Consider the following 17006-nt stretch of genomic DNA (forward strand, 5'->3'; position numbering starts at 1 on the left):
GGGGCGGTCGCAAGGTTCAATCCGGCCGGGTCATGCCCCGGCCAAGGGTCACGGGGCGGATATCAGGAGGTCGGCCGCGTCAGCGTCTCGGTCACCCGCACCGGGACGTCGTTGCGCAGGCGCTGCAGGCCGCGGACCACGACGACATCGCCGGCCTCGATGCCCGAGACCACCTCCACCTCCCCGCTCAGCCGCTGGCCCAGCCGGACCTCCAGGCGCCGGGCGCGGTTGTCGCGGATGGCGTAGACGAAGGCGCGGCCGCCCAGCGGGTCGATCGCCTCCTCCGGGATCAGCAGGGCGTTGGGCCGGGTGGCGAGCACCAGTTCCACGGTCATGAACAGGCCGGGCTTCAGCGCCTCATCCGTGTTGTCGAACTCGCTGATCACGCGGACGGTGCGGGTGCTGGTGTCGATGCGGGTGTCCACCACCGCGACGGTGCCGGTGAAGCGGCGATCGCCGAAGGCACTGCTGCGCGCGGTCACCTGGCTGCCGACGCGCACGCGCGCCAGGAACACCTCCGGCACGGCGAATTCCACGCGCACCTTCTCGATATCGTCCAGCGTGGTCACCACCGTACCCGGCTGCAACAGCGCGCCGACCGAGACCTGGCGCAGGCCGACACGGCCGGCGAAGGGGGCGGCGACACGCAGTTCCTCCAGCCGCGCCGCGGTCTGGCGGACCCGGCCCTCGGCCTGGCGCGCCAGGGCTTCCAGCGTTTCCAGCCGCTGCGCGGCGATGGACTGGCCGGGCTGCAGCTGCCGGGCGCGCTGCGCCTGGCTGCGGGCGTCGTCATGCAGGGCGCGGGCCTGGTCCAGCTCGGCCCGCAGGGCGGCGGCTTCCAGATCCACCAGCTGGTCGCCTTCGCGCACCATCTGGCCTTCCTCGAAGCGGATCCGGGTGACGATGCCGGTCACCTTGGCGGTGACGGTCACGGCATTGCGGGCGCGCACCGTGCCCACCGCCTCCGTCCGGTCCACCACCGCGGCGACCCGAACCGGGGCCACGGCCACGCCCACCGGGCCGCCCGCGCCGCCGCGCTGGGCTGGGCCGGGCGCCGCGGCCTCCAGCCCGACCAGCGCCAGCGGACGCGGCAGGCCGACCTTCTCGCCGAAAACGTGCCATGCCGTGCCGAGCCCGACGATCAGGGCCATTACGGCAAGTTGGGAGGATGTGCGCATGCAACCCCAGTTCTGCCCGCCGTCTTCTCGCCGCGGCACCATCGCCGGGCAAGATACTGTTACCGTTCGTCACCGGTCGCGCCGCCACGGGAAGGCGGCGACGGTGTTCCGCAAATGACCCGCGATGCGGGATTCCGCAAGCAGGGACCGGGGAAGATGCGAGGGTGACATGCAAATGCCATGCCTGCCCAGCGGGCATGGTGCGGGACAGCGGCGGAGCCCCCTTCCCGCCACCGCCCGGCCGCGCCAATCTGCCGCCTGGATCAGCGCGGGAGTGAGCGGCGATGCGAGCCATCTTCGTCATGGTGAAGTGCGAGATGGGCCAGGCCTACCGCGTGGCGCGGGAGATGGCGGACGGCATCCCGGAACTGTCCGAGATGCATTCCACCAGCGGCCAGTACGACCTGCTGGGCAAGTTCTACCTGGAGCCGGACCAGGATATCGGCCTGTTCGTGGTGGAGCGGGTGCAGAGCGTGCCGGGGGTGAAGGACACCTACACGCTGCAGACCTTCAACGCCTTCTCCAGCGCCAAGGGCTGACGCCGCGCGCGACAGGGCGGCGGGGCCGGGGGCTGCAATGCCGCGCAACAGGCGCCTCGCCAGGGTCACAAAGCCGCCCTGCCGGCGCCCCGCCCCGTCGCCATAGTGGAGGCTGACGGAGGAACCAGACCATGCGCGTGCTGCCCGCCCTTGCCCTCACCGCTGCCCTGCTGCTGGGCGCCTGCCAGAATCCGGATGGCTCGGTGAACGTCCCGGCCTCCATCGCGCTGGGCGCCGGCGCCGCGCTCGGCGTGGCGGCCCTGGCCTCCGCCAGCGACAATCACGGCCACTACAACCGCGGCTATCACGGCCGGCCATCCTACGGCCATGCGCGGCCCTATTACGGCCACGGCTATGGCTACAACCGTGGCTATCGTCGCTGGTAGAAGCCGGGGCAGCGGGCCGGGGCCGGGTGCTGCCCCCGCTCAGCCCCAGGTGCGGAAATGCGCCATGCCGGAGATCGGCGGGGCAGCCCGCAGCGCCGCGATGTCCGGCACCGGCCGGCGCAGCGCCGGATCGCCGGCCACCGCCGCCTCGATCGCCGCGGCGACGGCCATCACCAGCGCATCGCCGCCGCGCGGGCCGACGATCTGCAGGCCGAAGGGCATGCCGGCCTTGTCCAGGCCCAGCGGCAGGCTGATGGCCGGGTGGCCCACCAGCGTCACCGCATAGGCCAGCGACAGCCAGTGGAAATAGGTGCGGGTCGGCTGGCCGTCGATCTCGGCCGGGTACAGCTCGGTCCAGGGGCGCGGGCTGATCGTGATGGCCGGGCTGATGAGGATGTCGTGATCGCGGAAGAAGTGCTGCCAGCCGCGGTACAGGCGCGTCTGCTCGCTGGCCGCGCGGGCATAATCGGCCAGGCTGTAGCGCAGCCCTTCCTCGACATTGGCGATGATGTTCGGCCCGCAATCCTGCGGCCGCGTGCGCACCTTCTCGGCATGGGCGGACAGGAAGCTGGCGGCGCGCAGCACCTCGAAGGCCTCGTCGGTGCCGCGGCAGTCGGGGGTTGCCGCCTCCACACGGCCGAACAGCGGGGTCAGCGCGGCGACGCGGCTGGCGAAGACGTCCCGGATGTGGCGTTCCGTCGGCGCGATGCCGAAATCCGGCGTGGCGGCGACGCGCAGGGTGCCGAGGTCCAGCGCCATAGGCGGGAACAGGTCGCGATCCCCGCCACGCACCCGCCGGCCCGGCAGGGTATAGGCCAGCGGGTCCACCGCATCGTCATCCGCCATGGCGGACAGCAGCAGCGCCGCATCGGTGGCATTGCGCGCCATCGGCCCCAGCACCGGCAGGGCGGACCAGCCATGGCCGCGGCGTTCCGCTGGCACCAGGCCGGGCGACGGCCGGTAGCCGACGATTCCGTTGAAGGCCGCCGGGTTGCGCAGCGAACCGCCGGTGTCGCTGCCGGAGCAGATCGGCGCCATCCCGCAGGCCAGCGCCACGGCGGACCCGCCGGAGGACCCGGCGGCGGAGCGCGTCGAGTCGAAGGGGTTGCCGGTGGCGCCGTAGACCGTGTTGCGGGTGTTCGCGCCGGCGCCGAATTCCGGCGTGTTGGTCTTGCCGATGACGATGGCACCCGCCTTGCGGATGTTGGCGACCATCGCCTCGTCCTTGGTGGGCACGTGGTCCTTGAAGATCGGGCTGCCCCAGGTGGTGCGCAGCCCCGCCGTTTCCTCCAGGTCCTTGATGCCGATCGGCAGGCCATGCAGCGGGCCGAGTTTCTGTCCGCTCATCACCGCCGCCTCGGCGTTCTTCGCCGCCGCCCGGGCGCGGTCCTCATCGAGGGCCACCATCGCGTTCACCGCATGGTTCACCGCGGCGATGCGGCCGAGGCAGCTGTCCAGCAACTCCACCGGGGAAAGCTTGCGGGTGCCGATCAGGCGGCGGGCCTCGACGGCGGAGAGATCGCAGGGTTCGGTCACGGGTCGGTTCCTGTGCAGCGTGCGGCGCGAAATCAGGCAGGGAAGCCGGTTCAGTAGCCCAGGGCGCAGCCATCCTTGCGCGGGTCGGAGCCGCCGACCAGGCAGCCCCTGGCGCGGTCGATCAGGATGGCCTGGCCGCCGCCATGGGGCTTGTCGATCAGCGCCACCGCATGGCCCAGCCGGGCCAGCCGGTCGATGACGCTGGCGGGGATGCCGCGCTCCACCTGCACCTTGCCCTGGTAGGGGAACAGCCGCGGCGCATCGAGCGCCTCCTGCACGTCCAGGCCATACTCGAAATGGTTGGCCAGGAACATGGACTGGCCCATCGGCTGGTAATGCCCGCCCATGACGCCGTAGGGCATGATGGCTTCCCCGTTATTCATCACCATGCCGGGGATGATGGTGTGCATCGGGCGCTTGTTGGGCGCGATGCAATTCGGGTGGCCTTCCTGCAGGCGGAAGCCGAAGCCGCGATTCTGGAGCATCACGCCGGCCTTCTCGGCATAGATGCCGGAGCCGAAACCCTCGAAGAGCGAGTTGATGAAGGAGCAGGCATTGCCGTCCTTATCGACGACCGAGAGGTAGACCGTGTCCTTGTGCTTCTGCCAGTCGGCATGGCCGGCCTCCGGCAGCTCGGCCATCGCCTTGTCGTCGCCGATGAGCTTTGCGAGGTCGGTGATGTAGTTCTCCGACAGCAGTTTTTGCAGCGGCACCTCGACCTGGGACGGGTCGGCCAGGAAGGCGTCGCGGTCGCGATAGGCGAGGCGCGCGGCTTCGATATGGCGGTGGAAGCGCTCCGGGCTCAGGAAGCCCTGTTCCGCCGTGCCGAGCTTCTCGATCATGCCCAGGATCATCAGCACCAGCAGGCCCGACCCGTTCGGCGGGCACTGGAAGACCTCCATGCCGCGCCAGGCCCGGCTGATCGGGTCGACGAATTCGGCGACCGTGGCGCCGCGGGCGAAATCGGCCTCGGTATGGGTGCCGCCGGCGGCGCGCAGCGTGGCGACCATGTCGGCCGCGATCGCGCCCTCATAGAAGGCCTTCGCGCCGTGCTGGCCGATGGCGCGCATGGTGGCGCCCAGCGCCGGGTTGACGAACTTGTCGCCGAGCTTGGGCGCCGCGCCGTCCTTCAGGAAATACCTGGCCGCGCCGGCGTGCTTCGCCAGCTTGCCGACGGACGACTCCCAGTCCGACGCCACGCGGCCGGACACGAAAAAACCCTCCTCCGCATAGCGGATGGCCGGTGCCAGCAGCTCGTCCAGCCCTTTGCGGCCATGCGCCTTGTTCAGCGTCTCCCAGGCCGAGATGGCGCCCGGGACGGTGACGGAATGGGCGGAGGTCGGCACCATCGCCGTCAGCCCCGCCGCGCGCAGCGCCTCCGGCGTCGCCCCCATCGGCGCGCGGCCCGAGCCGTTCAGCGCGATGACCTGGCCGGTCCCGGCCGGGGCATAGAGGCAAAAACAGTCGCCGCCGATGCCGGTCGATTGCGGCTCCACCACGCCCAGCACCGCGACGGCGGCGATCGCCGCGTCCAGCGCATTGCCGCCAGACCGCAGGATATCCAGCGCGGCCAGCGTCGCCTGCGGCATGGAGGTGGCGGCCATGCCGTTGGCGGCATAGACGGCGCTGCGGCCGGGGGCGTGGAAGTCGCGCTTCATCGATCGGGAACCCTCTGGGAGTGGATAGGCATGTCCTGGCCGCCGGGCCGGCGCAAGCGGATGCGCCGGGCGGATTGTCCTACTGGGTGAGAAAACCGCCGTCGATGACCAGGGAGGTGCCGGTGACCATGGCGCTGGCGGGGGCGGCAAGGAAGACGATGGCGCCCATGATGTCCTCCACCGTCATGATCCGGCCCAGCGGCATGCGGCGGATCTGGCTGGTGCGGATCTTCTCGTCGGCCAGGAAGTCCCGCGTCAGGGGGGTTTCCACGAAGCCGGGGGCGATGGCGTTCACGCGGATGGCGTGCGGCCCCATCTCGAAGGCCATGGCCTTGGTCAGGCCCTCGATGGCGTGCTTGGTGGCGGTGTAGACGCTGCGGTTGGCGCCGGCGACATGGCCGTTGACCGAGGACAGGTTGATGATCGCGCCGCCCCGGCCCTGTTCCACCATGCCCTGCGCCACCGCCTGGGCGACCGTGAACATGGCGCGGATGTTGAGGTCCAGCAGCCGGTCCAGCGACTCGTCCGGGACCTCCAGGAAGGGCTGGCGGATATTGGTGCCGGCATTGTTCAGCAGGATGTCGAAGGGGCCGGCGGCCTCCACCAGGGCGCGCACCGCGGTGCGGTCCGTGACATCCAGCTGCGCGGCGCGGCAGGCGAGGCCGGCGGCGCCGAGTGCGGCAGACAATTCCTCCAGCTCCTCCAGGCTGCGGGCGGCGGCCACCACATCGGCCCCGGCGGTGGCCAGCGCCACGGCGCCGGCGCGGCCGATGCCCTTGCTGGCGCCGGTGACCAGGGCGCGCAGGCCGTCCAGGCGGAAGCTCGGGGTCACGGGCAGCATGGGTTTCCTCCTCCGTTGCGGCCCTTTTGCCCATGCGCTGACCCGCCGGCGGAGGCAAGGGGGTGGCGGCCGGGTTTCAGGCGCACACTTTTCGGCGGCGCGCGGGCGGTCTAGGAAGGCCCATGGACCAGATCGCCTTCGCCGATTTCGAAAAGGTCGACATTCGGGTCGGCACCATCATCGACGCCCAGCCCTTCCCGGAGGCGCGGAAGCCCGCGATCCGCCTCTGGGTGGAATTCGGCGGCGAGATCGGGGTGAAGCAATCCTCCGCCCAGCTCACCGTGCACTACACGCCGGACCGGCTGATCGGCCGCCAGGTGGTGGCCGTGGTGAACTTCCCGCCGCGCCGCATCGCCGGGTTCGAGAGCCAGATCCTCGTGCTCGGCCTGCCGGACGACAATGGCGCGGTGGTGCTGCTGCGGCCGGACCTGAAGGTGCCGGACGGCGGCAAGCTGTTCTGATCCCCACCCCGTGACCCCGCCTGACCAAGGACCGAGCATCATGGCGCCGCGCTACTACACGGTGACCTGGGACCAGCTGCACCGCGACGCCAAGGCGCTGGCCTGGCGGCTGGTGGAACGCGGCCCGTGGAAGGGCATGGTCGCCATCACCCGCGGCGGGCTGATCCCGGCCGCGATCATCGCGCGCGAGCTGGATTGCCGGCTGATCGAGACCGTGTCCGTGGTGACCTATGACGAGGAGCAGCGCGGCGATCCCCGCGTGGTGAAGCCCGCCGCCGCGGCCCTGGAATCGGGCGGCGAAGGCTGGCTGCTGGTGGACGACCTGGTGGATACCGGCACCACGGCGCGGCTGGTCCGCGCGCTGCTGCCGAAGGCGCATTTCGCGACCGTCTACGCCAAGCCGAACGGCAAGCCGACGGTGGATACCTTCATCACGGAGGTGTCGCAGGACACCTGGATCCTGTTCCCCTGGGACACGGAGCCGCAATTCATCGCGCCGATCGCCAAGGGGCGGGCCGGCGCGAAGTAGCTTCCAGCCGAGACCGGCTGAACCCGCGCCCACCGGAGGCGGGCGAGCGGCCGAAGGGCCGCCGCCGCCGCTACGGCGAGCCAAGCCGCCGGGTCGGGGCACTGCCCCGATGCGCCCGGCGCCTGAGGGCCTAGAAAGCCTGGGGGCCTAGAAGGAGGGAATTTCCTCCCTCGCCGCCAGCACCTTGTCCACGCGACGCCCATCCATGTCGATGATCTCGAAGCGCCAGCCGGCCCAGGAAATCCGGTCCCCTTCCTTCGGCACGCGCTGCAGCAGGGCGAGCATCAGGCCGGCCACGGTGTGGTAGGTGCCCTCCTGCGGCAGGTCCGGCAGGTCCAGCCGCGCCTTCAGCTCATCGGAGGGCATCATGCCTTCCAGCAGCAGGCTGCCATCATGGCGCACCACGGCCGGGTGGCCGGGATCGGCCTGCGGCGCGCCCAGTTCGCCGACGATCGCCTCCAGCAGGTCGGAGGCGGTGACCACGCCCTCGAAGCTGCCATATTCGTCCATCACCAGCGCCATGCCGATCGGGTCGCCGCGCAGGCGTTCCAGCGCATCGAGTGCGCTCAGCGTGTCCGGCAGCACCGTCGCCTGGCGCAGCGCGCGGGCCACGGACATCGGCGCGCCCTCCAGCAGCTGGTCGAGCAGATCCTTCGCGGCGACCACGCCCACCACATTGTCCACCCGTCCATCCGCCACCACGAAGCGCGTGACGGAGGAAGCGCGCAGCCGGGCCGCGATGTCCTCCGGCCCCGCCGTGCGGTCCAGCCATTCCAGCTCCGTCCGCGGCGTCATCAGCGCGCGCACCGGCTTGTCCGCCAGGCGCAGCACGCGCTCGATCATGTGCCGCTCCTCCGTCTCGATGGCGCCGGAGGTGGCGCCCTCGGCCACCACCGCCTTCACCTCCTCCTCCGTCACCTGGTTGCGGCTGGCCTCGTGCTTGCCGAACAGCCGCAGCACCAGGGCGGAGGAGGTGGAGAGCAGCCAGATGATCGGCGCGGTGATGCGCGACAGCGCGGAAAGCGGGCGCGCCACCAGCACGGCCACGCGTTCCGGATTGCGCAGCGCGATCTGCTTCGGCACCAGCTCGCCCAGGATCAGGCTGAGATAGGTGATCAGCACCACCACCAGGGTGAAGGCGATCTCGCTGGCGGCGCTGGCCAGGCCGGGGATGGCGGCGATTCCGCGGGCCAGGGTTTCCGACAGCCGGGCGCCGCCGAAGGCGCCGGCCAGCACGCCCACCATGGTGATGCCCACCTGGACCGTCGGCAGGAAGCGCTGCGGATCATCCGCCAGGGCCTGGGCCGCCACGGCCCCGGCATGGCCGCGCCGGTGCATGGCCGCCAGCCTGACCCGGCGCGAGGAGACGATCGCCAGCTCGCTCATCGCGAAGACGCCGTTCAGCAGCACCAGCAAAAGGATCAGCAGCAATTCGAGGCCGATGGCCATCGCGGATGGGCTCCTTCTTCCGGTGGAGGCCCGGATGTAGCGACTGGCTGGGGCTGCGCAAACCGGAAAGGGCTTTGCAGCGCAGGGATCGGCCGCACATGCGGGCGATGACCCAGACCCTGCACCCCCTCGCCCGGCCGCTCGGCGCCGCCGGGCTGCTGCCCTTCCTGCTGCTGGCGCTGGCGCTGGCGGCGGGCTTTCCCCAGGCCGGGCCGGCGCTGGCCGCCTATGGCGCGACCATCCTGGCCTTCCTCGGCGCGGTGCATTGGGGGCTGGCGCTGGCGGCGCCGGGGCCGGCGGACCCGGCGCGGCTCGTGCTCGGCGTGGTGCCCGCCCTGCTGGCCTGGCTGGCGCTGCTGCTGCCGCTGCAACCTGGCCTTGCGCTGCTGGCCGCCGGCATCCTGGCCACCGCCGCGGTGGAACAGCGCGGGATGCGGGCCGGCCTGCTGCCGCAGCCCTACATGCGGCTGCGCTGGTGGCTTTCCGGCGGGGCCGGCTTCTGCCTGCTGGCGGGGGCGCTGCTGGCGGGGTGAGCGCGCGCGATTGTGCAAAAGAATTGGCTTGTATCAAATTCTGGACTTGTTAAGCTCTCGGCAACACATCACCACGCCGGAGGCAGACCATGCAGGAAGATGAACAGGCTCCGGCCGAAGCGGGCGCGGACATCCTCACCTTCCCCAACAGCCAGGAACGCCGCTTGCGCGTCGCACTACGCAATCTCGACGCCGCCCTGGCCGAGCAGCGCGAGGCCATCGCCGCCTTCCGCGCCGAGATGGCGGCCCTCGGCACCGCGGTCGCCGGGCTCGGCGCCAGCAGCCGCACCCTGCAGGAACGGCTGAGCGACGCCGCCGAGGACACTGCCTTGGCGCGGGAGGCAGCGCTGCGCCTGCAGGCGACGGCCGAGGCGATGACGCGCCTGGCCTGATCCGCGCCACCATCTTGCGCCCCGCCCGCCCGCTGTTGTAGTAAAGCTACAACAAAGCGGAGGGAACGGTGCGCGAGCGGATCGCCCACCTGCTGGACCGGCTGAGCCCGGCCGAGCGCAAGGTTGCGGAGCTGGTGTCCGCCGATCCCGGCGGCACCATGAACGCGACCCTCGCCACCCTGGCCCGCAGCGCCGGGGTCTCCGAGCCCACCGTCGTCCGCTTCTGCCGCTCCCTCGGCCTTGAGGGATTCGCCGATCTTCGCCTGGCGCTGGCCCGCTCCGAAGGCGGCGGTGCGCGGATGCACCGGCGAATCGGCCCCGGAACGCCCGTGCCGGAGGCCGCCGGCGCCGTCTTCGACACCGCCATCGCCGCCCTGACGGAAGCCCGCGCCGCGCTCGATGCCGCCGCCATCGAGCGCGCCGCGCTGGCCCTGGTGCGCGCCGCGCGGGTGGAGATCTGGGGCTTCGGCGCCTCCGCCGCGGTGGCAGAGGATCTGGCGCACAAGCTGTTCCGCGTCTGCCGCGGCGTGGTCGCCCGGCACGACCCGCACATGCAGGCCATGGCCGCCGCCACGCTGGATGGCGATGCCGTGGCGCTCTGCGTCTCCCACACCGGGCGGTCCCGCGAATTGGTGGAGGTGGCGGCGCTGGCTGCCGCGTCGGGGGCCACCGTCATCGCCATCACCCGCCCGGCCTCGCCGCTCGCCGCCCAGGCCACCCTGCTCATCCCCTGCGCGGTGGAGGAGAACACGGAATTGCACACCCCCATGGTCTCCCGACTCGTGCACCTGGTGCTGGGCGATGCGCTGGCGGTCGCCGCCGCGCTGCTCTCGCCGCCGGCGGCGGAGGAAAGGCTGGGCCGCATGAAGGCGGCGCTGCGGCTGCGGCGGACCGACCCATGAGGCGGTTCGAATCCGGGCTGCTGTGGCTGAACCGCTTCCTCTGCGCGGCGCTGCTGGTGGCCGCCTGCGCCCTGGTCTTCGCCAATGTGGTGCTGCGCTACGGCTTCGGCGTCTCGCTCGCCTGGGCCGAGGAGGCCAGCCGCTACATGATGATCTGGCTGGCCTTCCTGGCCGCCGGGCTGGCGCTGCGCGAGGGCGCGCACATCGCCGTGGACCTGCTGCCGGAGGCGCTGCCGGAGCCGGCGGCGCGGTGGCTGCGCGCCCTCATCCTGGCCGCCATCGCCGGCTTCCTGGGGCTGCTGCTGGTGCTGGGCATCAACTATGCCGACTTCGCCATGATGCAGCGCAGCCCGGTGCTGCGGCTGTCCATGGGGCTGGTCTACCTGGCGATCCCGGTCGGCACGGCGCTGATGCTGCTGCACCTGGCGCTGATGGCGCCGCGCTTCGTGCTGCGCCCCCGGGACGAGGCGGCGCAGGTGCGCGCGGCGGAGATGGGGTCCCTATGACGCTGCTCGCCCTTGTCTTCTTCGGCACCATGGCGCTCGGCATCCCGATCGCCTTCACCATGGGCATGGCCGGCGCCGCGGTGATCTGGTGGGAGGATTTGGCCGACCTGCTGCTGGTGCCGCAGCAGATCTTCTCCGGCCTGGACAGCTTCCCGCTGCTGGCGATCCCCTTCTTCATCCTGGCGGCGGAGCTGATGACCGGCGGGCGCATCACCGATGTGCTGCTGCGCTTCGCCGGCGCCTGCGTCGGCCGCACCCGCGGCGGGCTGGGCCATGCCAATGTCATCACCTCCACCCTGTTCTCCGGCATCTCGGGCAGCGCGCTGGCCGATGCGGCGGGGCCCGGCGCGGTGGTGACGCGGATGATGCGCGAAGCCGGCTACCCGGCCGGCTATGCGGCGGCGCTGACCGCCTCGGCGGCCATCGTCGGTCCGATCATCCCGCCTTCCATCATCATGGTGGTCTATGCGCTGACGGATAATTCGGTGACGGTCAGCGGGCTGTTCATGGCCGGCATCGTGCCGGGCATCCTGATCTCCGGCGCCATGATGCTGACCAACCACGCCATCAGCACCCGCCGTGGCTATGCGGGGCTGGAGGCGCGGCCGGGGCCGGCCGCCTTCGCCCGCATCACGCTGCACGCGGCGCCGGCGCTGCTGATGCCCGTCATCATCATCGGCGGCATCCATGGCGGCGTCTTCACGCCCACCGAGGCCTCCGCGGTCGCCACCGTCTATGCGCTGCTGGTGGGCCGCTACCTGTACCGCACGCTGGAATGGTCGGCCGTGCCGACGATCCTGGTGCGGACCTGCGTGATGACCGCCAGCGTCATGATGATCATCGGCATGAGCAACATCTTCGGCTATGTGCTGACCGTGCTGCAGGTGCCGCAGGCGGCCGGGGAATGGCTGGGCTCGCTGGGCCTGTCGGCGCTGATGTTCCTGCTGGCGGTGAACCTCTTCCTGCTGCTGTTCGGCATCTTCATGGAGCCGCTGCCCGGCGTGATGATCCTGGTGCCGATCCTGGCGCCGATGGCCACCCTGATGGGCGTGGACCCGCTGCATTTCGCGATCGTCGTCATCGTCAACCTGACGCTGGGGATGATCACGCCGCCGGTCGGCGGGCTGCTCTTCGTCACGCAGATCGTCTCCCGCGTGCCGATGGGCCAGATCGTGCGGGAACTGTGGCCCTTCCTGGGGGCGCAGATCCTCGTGCTGCTGCTGCTGACCTTCCTGCCGGGCCTGTCCACGGCCCTGCCCCACGCGCTTGGCTACACGCATTGAAGGAGGAAACAAGAATGACCATCACCCGTCGCAACCTCGGCCTGCTGGGCGCCGCCGGCGCCGCCATGCTTGCCATGCCGTCCGTCGTCCGCGCCCAGGCACCGCGCGTGGTCCGCTACACGCATTTCCAGCCCGGCCGCCTGGACCAGCCGAAGCACGCCGCCGCGCTGGCCTTCAAATCCACGCTGGAGGGGCTGACCGGCGGCCGCATGCGCGTGGACATCTTCCCCGCCGGCCAGATCGGCCCGGCGCCGCAGGTGATGGAACAGCTCCGCCTCGGCAGCCTGGAGATGGCGGTGGTGCATGATGGCGGCATCTCCGGCACCTATGCGCCCTACCAGGTCTTCTCCCTGCCCTTCATCTGGGAAAACCAGGCGATCGCCTGGAAGGTGCTGGACGGCGCCTTCGGGGCGGAAATGGCGGAGGACATGCGCCGCCGCGCCAATATCCGCCTGCTGGGCCATGCCGATAACGGCGTGCGCCACTTCACCAATTCCAAGCGCCCCATCGTCACCCCGGATGACATGCGCGGCCTGAAGATCCGCGTGCAGCCGGCGCCGGTCTTCGTGAAGCTGGTGGAAAGCCTCGGCGCCAGCCCGTCGGCCATCGATTGGGGCGAGCTGCCGGCAGCGCTGGCCCAGGGCACGGTGGATGGGCAGGAGAACGGCGTCACCAACATCCTCGCCGCCTCGCTGTACCAGCACCAGAAGCACATCACGCTGAACGGGCATGTGTATTCGCTGCACGCCTACCTGATGTCCGACCGCTTCTTCAACCGCCTCGGCAATGAGGAAAAGGCCGCGGTGCTCCAGGCGACCGAGATCGCCAAGGTGATCCACCGCGGCATGACCACGGCGCAGGATGCGAATGCGGAGCCGATCCTGAAGGAGAAGGGCATGACCGTGCAGCGCCTGACCGCGCCGCAGATCGACGCCTTCCGCCAGAAGGCGCAGCCCGCCGTCCGCAGCTGGCTGGAAGCCGAGATCGGCCGGGAGTGGGTGGAGAAGCTGCTCTCCGCCACCCGGGCCGCGACGGCGGGCTGATGCGCGTCGTCATCCTCGACGACGGCTACGACCATTACGAGGCCGAGCGGGCAATCCTGGCCCCGCTCGGCGCGTCGCTGGTGCTGTCCCCCTGCCGTGGCGATGCCGCGGCGGTACGGGCGGCACTGGCGGGGGCGGATGCCGCGCTGGTGCGCGAAAGCCCGGTGGATGCCGCGGCCTTCGCCGCCGCGCCCGGCCTGCGCGGCCTGGTGCGCTATGGCGTGGGCGTCGACAATATCGACCTGGCCGCCGCGGCGGCGCGGCGCATTCCCGTCTGCAACGTGCCGGATTACGGGGTGGAGGAGGTCTCGGACCACGCCCTGGCCCTGCTGCTGGCCGCCGCGCGCCGCCTGCCGATGGCGGAGGCGCGGGTGCGGTCGGGCGGCTGGGGCGTGCCGCGCGCCGCCCCCGTCTTCCGCCTGGCCGGCGGCACGCTGGGGCTGATCGGCCTGGGGCGGATCGGCAGCGCCTTCCTGCGCAAGGCCCGCGCGCTGGGCTTCGCCCGGGTGCTGATCGCCGATCCCGGGCTGCGCCGGCCGCCCGAGGGCTGCGAACTGGCGGATGCGCTGGTGGTGGCCGAACAGGCGGATGCCATCAGCCTGCACGCCCCGGCAACGCCCGCCACGCGCCACATCGTCGACCACGCCTTCCTGGTGCGGATGAAGCGCAACGCCGTGCTGGTGAACACCAGCCGCGGCGCCCTGGTGGATGAGGCGGCGCTGGCCGCCGCGCTGCACAAGGGGCTGATCCTCGGCGCCGGGCTCGATGTGTTCGAGGTGGAGCCCCTGCCCGCCGACAGCCCGCTGCGCGGCGCGCCAAACCTGATCCTCACCGACCATGCCGCCTGGTATTCGGAAGCCGCCATCGTTGACCTGCAGCGCAAGGCGGCGGAGGAGATCGCCCGGATGCTGCGCGGCGAGGTGCCGCGGCACCAGGTGAACCGTTGGGAGTGAATGCCGTGACCCATCCCCTGCTGCCGCAGCTTCGGGCCGCGCGCGTCATCCCCGTGGTGCGCACCACGGATGCGGCGCTGGCCGCCCGTGCCGTGGAATGGCTGCGCGGCGCCGGGCTGACAATCTTCGAGATCACCATGACCGTGCCCGGCGCCACGGACCTGATCCGGGCGCTGGCCGCCGACCCGGCGCTGACCATCGGCGCCGGCACCGTGCCGGACCGCGCGACGGCGGAAGCCTGCCTGGACGCCGGCGCCCGCTTCCTGGTCTCGCCCTGGGTTGACGGGGCGGTGGCCGAGGCCGCGCGGGCGGCCGGCGCCGCCTCCATGCTCGGCGCCATGACGCCCACGGAGGTGCGCGCGGCACTCGCCGCGGGCGCCGATGTGGTGAAGGTGTTCCCGGCGGCCTCGGCCGGCGGACCCGGCCATGTGAAGGCGCTGCGCGCGGTGTTCCCACAGGTCGCCTTCTGCCCCACCGGCGGCGTCGATGCGCGCAACGCGCCGGACTACCTCGCCGCCGGCGCCGCCTTCGTCGGCATCGGCGGGCGGCTGGTGGACGAAGCCCTGCTGGCGCGCGGCGACCGCGCCGCGATCGAGGCCGCGGCGCGCGACGTGCTCGGCCTCATGCAAGCCTGAAGGAGGATTCTGTCCATGCTGACCCCCGAGATCATCGAAGGCTTCCGCAGCGTCGCCATCGCCTCCGTCGCGGATGCGATCGACAAGGTGGCCGGCCGCCGCGGCTACCTGCATCACAAGGTCAAGAACCAGATCAACCAGAAGCGCATGGTCGGCCCGGCCGTCACCACGCTGCACGCGCCGACGCATGAGTTCCTGCCGCCGTCCAAGGCGCTGGACCTGATCGAGGACAGCGCCCCGGGCTCGGTCATCGTCATCGGCTGCGCCGGGGCGGATGACGACGTCGCCTTCTGGGGCGGCATCATGACCGCGGGCGCCTTCGCCATGGGCCATGCCGGCGCGCTGCTCGGCGCCGGGGTGCGCGACATCCAGGAAATCCAGCGCGACTACGACCTGCCGGTCTTCGCCCCGCATGTCTCCCCCGGTACCAGCCTGGGCCGCACCGCGACCATCGCCGCCAACATCCCCGTCACCGTGGGCGGCATCGTCATCCACCCCGGCGACCTGGTGGTGGGCGATGTCGACGGCGTCTGCATCATCCGCCCGGAACACGCCGCGGCGGTGCTGCAGATGGCGCGCGAGATCGATGCGCGGGAAGCCGAGCAGGCCCGCCTCATTGTCGAAACCAAGTCCTTGAAGCAGGGTCTCGCCAAATACGGCCGGATCTGAGTCCCGGCAGCCAGGAGCCCGCCCGCCATGCCCGATATCCTCTGCCTCGGTGAGCCGATGCTGGAGTTCAACCAGCAGCCCACCGGCCCGGACGGCCGCAGCCTGTACCTGGAAGGCCATGGCGGCGACACCTCCAACGCCGCCATCGCCGCGGCGCGCAGCGGCGCCGATGCCGGCATGATCGCCCAGATGGGCGACGACCGGCCCGGCCGCAGCTTCGCCGAACTCTGGGCGATGGAGGGCGTGGACACGGCGACGGTGCGCACCGACCCGGAGGCGCCGACCGGCATCTACTTCGTCACCCATTCGGAGAAGGGCCACGACTTCACCTTCTACCGGAAGGGCAGCGCCGCCAGCCGGATGCGGGTGCAGGACGTGCCGGAGGCGGCGATCCGCCAGGCGCGCATCCTGCACCTGTCCGGCATCAGCCTCGGCATCTCCGACTCCGCCTGCGACGCCGCCTTCCACGCCATCCAGGTGGCACGGCAGGCCGGCGTCACCGTGTCCTTCGACACCAATCTGCGGCTCCGCCTGTGGCCGCTGCGCCGTGCCTCCGCCTGCATCCACACCGCGGTCGGCATGGCCGACATGGCGTTCCCGTCGCTGGATGACGCGAAGCTGCTGACCGGCCTGGCCGAGCCGGAGGCGATCGCGGATTTCTACCTGAAGCTCTGCCCGCTGGTGCTGCTGAAGCTGGGCGAGGAGGGTTTGCTGGTGGCGACGCGGGAGGCCCGCGCCCGCATCCCCGGCTTCAAGGTGGAGGCGGTGGACGCCACCGGCGCCGGGGACACGCTGGCCGGCGCCTTCATGGCCCGCGCCGTTGCCGGCGATGATACCTGGAAGGCCGCGCGCTACGCCAACGCCGCCGCGGCGCTGTCCACCACCGGCTACGGCGCCGTGGCGCCGATCCCCAGCGCGGCGGCGGTGCATGCCTTCCTGGAAGCCCAGGGGGAGGCCCAGGGGGAGGGCCACGGCGCATGAGCTTCGCGAACCCCGACCTGGCGAAGATCCACCCCATGGCGCCGAAGGAGATCGCCATCGCGGCGGAGCCGGTGGATGAGCGGGTGTGGGTGGAACAGGCGCCGAATGTCTGGTTCCGCCCGCTGCTGCTGAACACCGTGCAGGGCGCCTGGTGCAACCTGCTGCGGGTGCGCCGGCAGGGCGTGCTATCCCGCCACCGGCATCCGGGCATCGTCACCGGCTACGTCATCCGCGGCGCCTGGCGCTACCTGGAGCATGACTGGGTGGCCGAAGCCGGCAGCTTCGTCTTCGAACCGCCGGGCGAGACGCACACGCTGGTGGTCGACAGCGCGGAGGAGATGGTGACCTTCTTCTCCATCTCCGGCTGCATGTTCTACGTGGACGAGGCCGGCGCCTGCACCGGCTTCGAGGATGTCTTCGTGAAGCTCGACCTATGCCGCCGCGCCTATGCGGCGAACGGGCTGGGCGCGGACTATGTGGACCAGTTCATCCGCTGACCCGTCTCCGCCCCGGCCGCCGCGCATCCTCCGGC

Annotated in this window: 20 protein-coding genes; 15 read left to right on the forward strand and 5 right to left on the reverse strand. The window is 71.4% G+C overall.

Annotated features, from left to right (window positions below; translation table 11 throughout):
* Positions 1 to 62: 62 nt before the first annotated feature.
* Positions 63 to 1151 carry an efflux RND transporter periplasmic adaptor subunit gene (locus HEQ75_RS11660; protein WP_168030597.1) on the reverse strand — a complete coding sequence of 363 codons (1089 nt, stop codon included), beginning with the start codon at positions 1149 to 1151 and terminating at the stop codon, positions 63 to 65.
* 311 nt (positions 1152 to 1462) lie between these two features.
* Here HEQ75_RS11660 and HEQ75_RS11665 point away from each other — a divergent pair, with 311 nt between their 5' ends.
* Positions 1463 to 1717, forward strand: a complete 255-nt coding sequence (locus tag HEQ75_RS11665; protein ID WP_168030600.1) for an Lrp/AsnC ligand binding domain-containing protein — start codon at positions 1463 to 1465, stop codon at positions 1715 to 1717.
* Between the two features lie 131 nt (positions 1718 to 1848).
* Positions 1849 to 2103, forward strand: a complete 255-nt coding sequence (locus tag HEQ75_RS11670) for a hypothetical protein (RefSeq protein ID WP_168030603.1) — start codon at positions 1849 to 1851, stop codon at positions 2101 to 2103.
* 39 nt (positions 2104 to 2142) lie between these two features.
* On the opposite strand, the gene HEQ75_RS11675 is transcribed toward HEQ75_RS11670, so the two are convergent.
* The 3 genes from HEQ75_RS11675 to HEQ75_RS11685 all read right to left on the reverse strand — a co-directional run bounded on the left by HEQ75_RS11675 (position 2143) and on the right by HEQ75_RS11685 (position 6138).
* The gene (locus HEQ75_RS11675) at positions 2143 to 3639 is read right to left on the reverse strand and encodes an amidase (protein ID WP_168030606.1); all 1497 of its coding nucleotides are present in this window, start codon (positions 3637 to 3639) and stop codon (positions 2143 to 2145) included.
* 50 nt (positions 3640 to 3689) lie between these two features.
* A complete protein-coding gene (gene ggt / locus HEQ75_RS11680) occupies positions 3690 to 5297 on the reverse strand; it encodes a gamma-glutamyltransferase (protein ID WP_209318500.1) in 1608 nt (535 codons plus the stop codon).
* Between the two features lie 79 nt (positions 5298 to 5376).
* The gene (locus tag HEQ75_RS11685) at positions 5377 to 6138 is read right to left on the reverse strand and encodes an SDR family NAD(P)-dependent oxidoreductase (protein ID WP_168030608.1); all 762 of its coding nucleotides are present in this window, start codon (positions 6136 to 6138) and stop codon (positions 5377 to 5379) included.
* A 122-nt stretch (positions 6139 to 6260) separates the two neighbouring features.
* On the opposite strand from HEQ75_RS11685, the gene HEQ75_RS11690 reads away from it, so the two are divergent.
* Positions 6261 to 6599, forward strand: a complete 339-nt coding sequence (locus HEQ75_RS11690; RefSeq protein ID WP_168030611.1) for a tRNA-binding protein — start codon at positions 6261 to 6263, stop codon at positions 6597 to 6599.
* A 40-nt stretch (positions 6600 to 6639) separates the two neighbouring features.
* The gene (gene gpt, locus HEQ75_RS11695; protein ID WP_168030613.1) at positions 6640 to 7128 is read left to right on the forward strand and encodes a xanthine phosphoribosyltransferase; all 489 of its coding nucleotides are present in this window, start codon (positions 6640 to 6642) and stop codon (positions 7126 to 7128) included.
* 147 nt (positions 7129 to 7275) lie between these two features.
* On the opposite strand, the gene HEQ75_RS11700 is transcribed toward gpt, so the two are convergent.
* Entirely contained in the window at positions 7276 to 8577 is a 1302-nt protein-coding gene (locus tag HEQ75_RS11700; RefSeq protein WP_209318501.1) for a hemolysin family protein, read from the reverse strand.
* A gap of 98 nt (positions 8578 to 8675) precedes the next feature.
* Here HEQ75_RS11700 and HEQ75_RS11705 point away from each other — a divergent pair, with 98 nt between their 5' ends.
* The 11 genes from HEQ75_RS11705 to HEQ75_RS11755 all read left to right on the forward strand — a co-directional run bounded on the left by HEQ75_RS11705 (position 8676) and on the right by HEQ75_RS11755 (position 16971).
* The gene (locus HEQ75_RS11705; RefSeq protein ID WP_209318502.1) at positions 8676 to 9110 is read left to right on the forward strand and encodes a DUF3429 domain-containing protein; all 435 of its coding nucleotides are present in this window, start codon (positions 8676 to 8678) and stop codon (positions 9108 to 9110) included.
* 89 nt (positions 9111 to 9199) lie between these two features.
* Positions 9200 to 9502 carry a hypothetical protein gene (locus tag HEQ75_RS11710; RefSeq protein WP_168030615.1) on the forward strand — a complete coding sequence of 101 codons (303 nt, stop codon included), beginning with the start codon at positions 9200 to 9202 and terminating at the stop codon, positions 9500 to 9502.
* Between the two features lie 68 nt (positions 9503 to 9570).
* Positions 9571 to 10404, forward strand: coding sequence for an SIS domain-containing protein (locus HEQ75_RS11715; RefSeq protein ID WP_168030617.1), 834 nt, complete (start codon positions 9571 to 9573; stop codon positions 10402 to 10404).
* Entirely contained in the window at positions 10401 to 10910 is a 510-nt protein-coding gene (locus HEQ75_RS11720) for a TRAP transporter small permease (protein WP_168030619.1), read from the forward strand. Before HEQ75_RS11715 ends, HEQ75_RS11720 begins: the two co-directional genes overlap by 4 nt.
* A complete protein-coding gene (locus tag HEQ75_RS11725; RefSeq protein WP_168030621.1) occupies positions 10907 to 12193 on the forward strand; it encodes a TRAP transporter large permease in 1287 nt (428 codons plus the stop codon). Before HEQ75_RS11720 ends, HEQ75_RS11725 begins: the two co-directional genes overlap by 4 nt.
* Positions 12194 to 12207: 14 nt before the next feature.
* A complete protein-coding gene (locus HEQ75_RS11730) occupies positions 12208 to 13236 on the forward strand; it encodes a DctP family TRAP transporter solute-binding subunit (RefSeq protein WP_168030623.1) in 1029 nt (342 codons plus the stop codon).
* On the forward strand, positions 13236 to 14189 hold the full coding sequence (locus HEQ75_RS11735) for a C-terminal binding protein (RefSeq protein ID WP_168030625.1): 954 nt from the start codon (positions 13236 to 13238) through the stop codon (positions 14187 to 14189). Before HEQ75_RS11730 ends, HEQ75_RS11735 begins: the two co-directional genes overlap by 1 nt.
* Before the next feature lie 5 nt (positions 14190 to 14194).
* Entirely contained in the window at positions 14195 to 14824 is a 630-nt protein-coding gene (locus HEQ75_RS11740; protein WP_168030627.1) for a bifunctional 4-hydroxy-2-oxoglutarate aldolase/2-dehydro-3-deoxy-phosphogluconate aldolase, read from the forward strand.
* A 15-nt stretch (positions 14825 to 14839) separates the two neighbouring features.
* Positions 14840 to 15493: an RraA family protein gene (locus HEQ75_RS11745; protein WP_168030629.1), complete on the forward strand. Its 654-nt coding sequence runs from the start codon at positions 14840 to 14842 to the stop codon at positions 15491 to 15493.
* Positions 15494 to 15520: 27 nt separating this feature from the next.
* Positions 15521 to 16474, forward strand: coding sequence for a sugar kinase (locus tag HEQ75_RS11750; protein WP_168030631.1), 954 nt, complete (start codon positions 15521 to 15523; stop codon positions 16472 to 16474).
* Positions 16471 to 16971 carry a 2,4'-dihydroxyacetophenone dioxygenase family protein gene (locus tag HEQ75_RS11755; protein WP_168030633.1) on the forward strand — a complete coding sequence of 167 codons (501 nt, stop codon included), beginning with the start codon at positions 16471 to 16473 and terminating at the stop codon, positions 16969 to 16971. The genes HEQ75_RS11750 and HEQ75_RS11755 overlap by 4 nt, the downstream gene beginning before the upstream one ends.
* The last annotated feature ends 35 nt before the right edge of the window (positions 16972 to 17006 follow it).

Origin of the sequence: Falsiroseomonas selenitidurans, assembly GCF_012103215.1 — a bacterium.
GTDB classification, from domain to species: Bacteria; Pseudomonadota; Alphaproteobacteria; order Acetobacterales; family Acetobacteraceae; genus Falsiroseomonas; species Falsiroseomonas selenitidurans.

Bases quoted from the DNA above. Each gene is read 5' to 3' on its own strand.
- HEQ75_RS11755 (WP_168030633.1), top strand. From the start codon at position 16,471: ATGAGCTTCGCGAACCCCGACCTGGCGAAGATCCACCCCATGGCGCCG.
- HEQ75_RS11720 (WP_168030619.1), top strand. From the start codon at position 10,401: ATGAGGCGGTTCGAATCCGGGCTGCTGTGGCTGAACCGCTTCCTCTGC.
- HEQ75_RS11670 (WP_168030603.1), top strand. From the start codon at position 1,849: ATGCGCGTGCTGCCCGCCCTTGCCCTCACCGCTGCCCTGCTGCTGGGC.
- HEQ75_RS11750 (WP_168030631.1), top strand. From the start codon at position 15,521: ATGCCCGATATCCTCTGCCTCGGTGAGCCGATGCTGGAGTTCAACCAG.
- HEQ75_RS11735 (WP_168030625.1), top strand. From the start codon at position 13,236: ATGCGCGTCGTCATCCTCGACGACGGCTACGACCATTACGAGGCCGAG.
- HEQ75_RS11730 (WP_168030623.1), top strand. From the start codon at position 12,208: ATGACCATCACCCGTCGCAACCTCGGCCTGCTGGGCGCCGCCGGCGCC.
- HEQ75_RS11665 (WP_168030600.1), top strand. From the start codon at position 1,463: ATGCGAGCCATCTTCGTCATGGTGAAGTGCGAGATGGGCCAGGCCTAC.
- HEQ75_RS11725 (WP_168030621.1), top strand. From the start codon at position 10,907: ATGACGCTGCTCGCCCTTGTCTTCTTCGGCACCATGGCGCTCGGCATC.
- HEQ75_RS11745 (WP_168030629.1), top strand. From the start codon at position 14,840: ATGCTGACCCCCGAGATCATCGAAGGCTTCCGCAGCGTCGCCATCGCC.
- HEQ75_RS11685 (WP_168030608.1), bottom strand. From the start codon at position 6,138: ATGCTGCCCGTGACCCCGAGCTTCCGCCTGGACGGCCTGCGCGCCCTG.
- HEQ75_RS11660 (WP_168030597.1), bottom strand. From the start codon at position 1,151: ATGGCCCTGATCGTCGGGCTCGGCACGGCATGGCACGTTTTCGGCGAG.
- HEQ75_RS11705 (WP_209318502.1), top strand. From the start codon at position 8,676: ATGCGGGCGATGACCCAGACCCTGCACCCCCTCGCCCGGCCGCTCGGC.
- gpt (WP_168030613.1), top strand. From the start codon at position 6,640: ATGGCGCCGCGCTACTACACGGTGACCTGGGACCAGCTGCACCGCGAC.
- HEQ75_RS11690 (WP_168030611.1), top strand. From the start codon at position 6,261: ATGGACCAGATCGCCTTCGCCGATTTCGAAAAGGTCGACATTCGGGTC.
- ggt (WP_209318500.1), bottom strand. From the start codon at position 5,297: ATGAAGCGCGACTTCCACGCCCCCGGCCGCAGCGCCGTCTATGCCGCC.
- HEQ75_RS11710 (WP_168030615.1), top strand. From the start codon at position 9,200: ATGCAGGAAGATGAACAGGCTCCGGCCGAAGCGGGCGCGGACATCCTC.
- HEQ75_RS11700 (WP_209318501.1), bottom strand. From the start codon at position 8,577: ATGGCCATCGGCCTCGAATTGCTGCTGATCCTTTTGCTGGTGCTGCTG.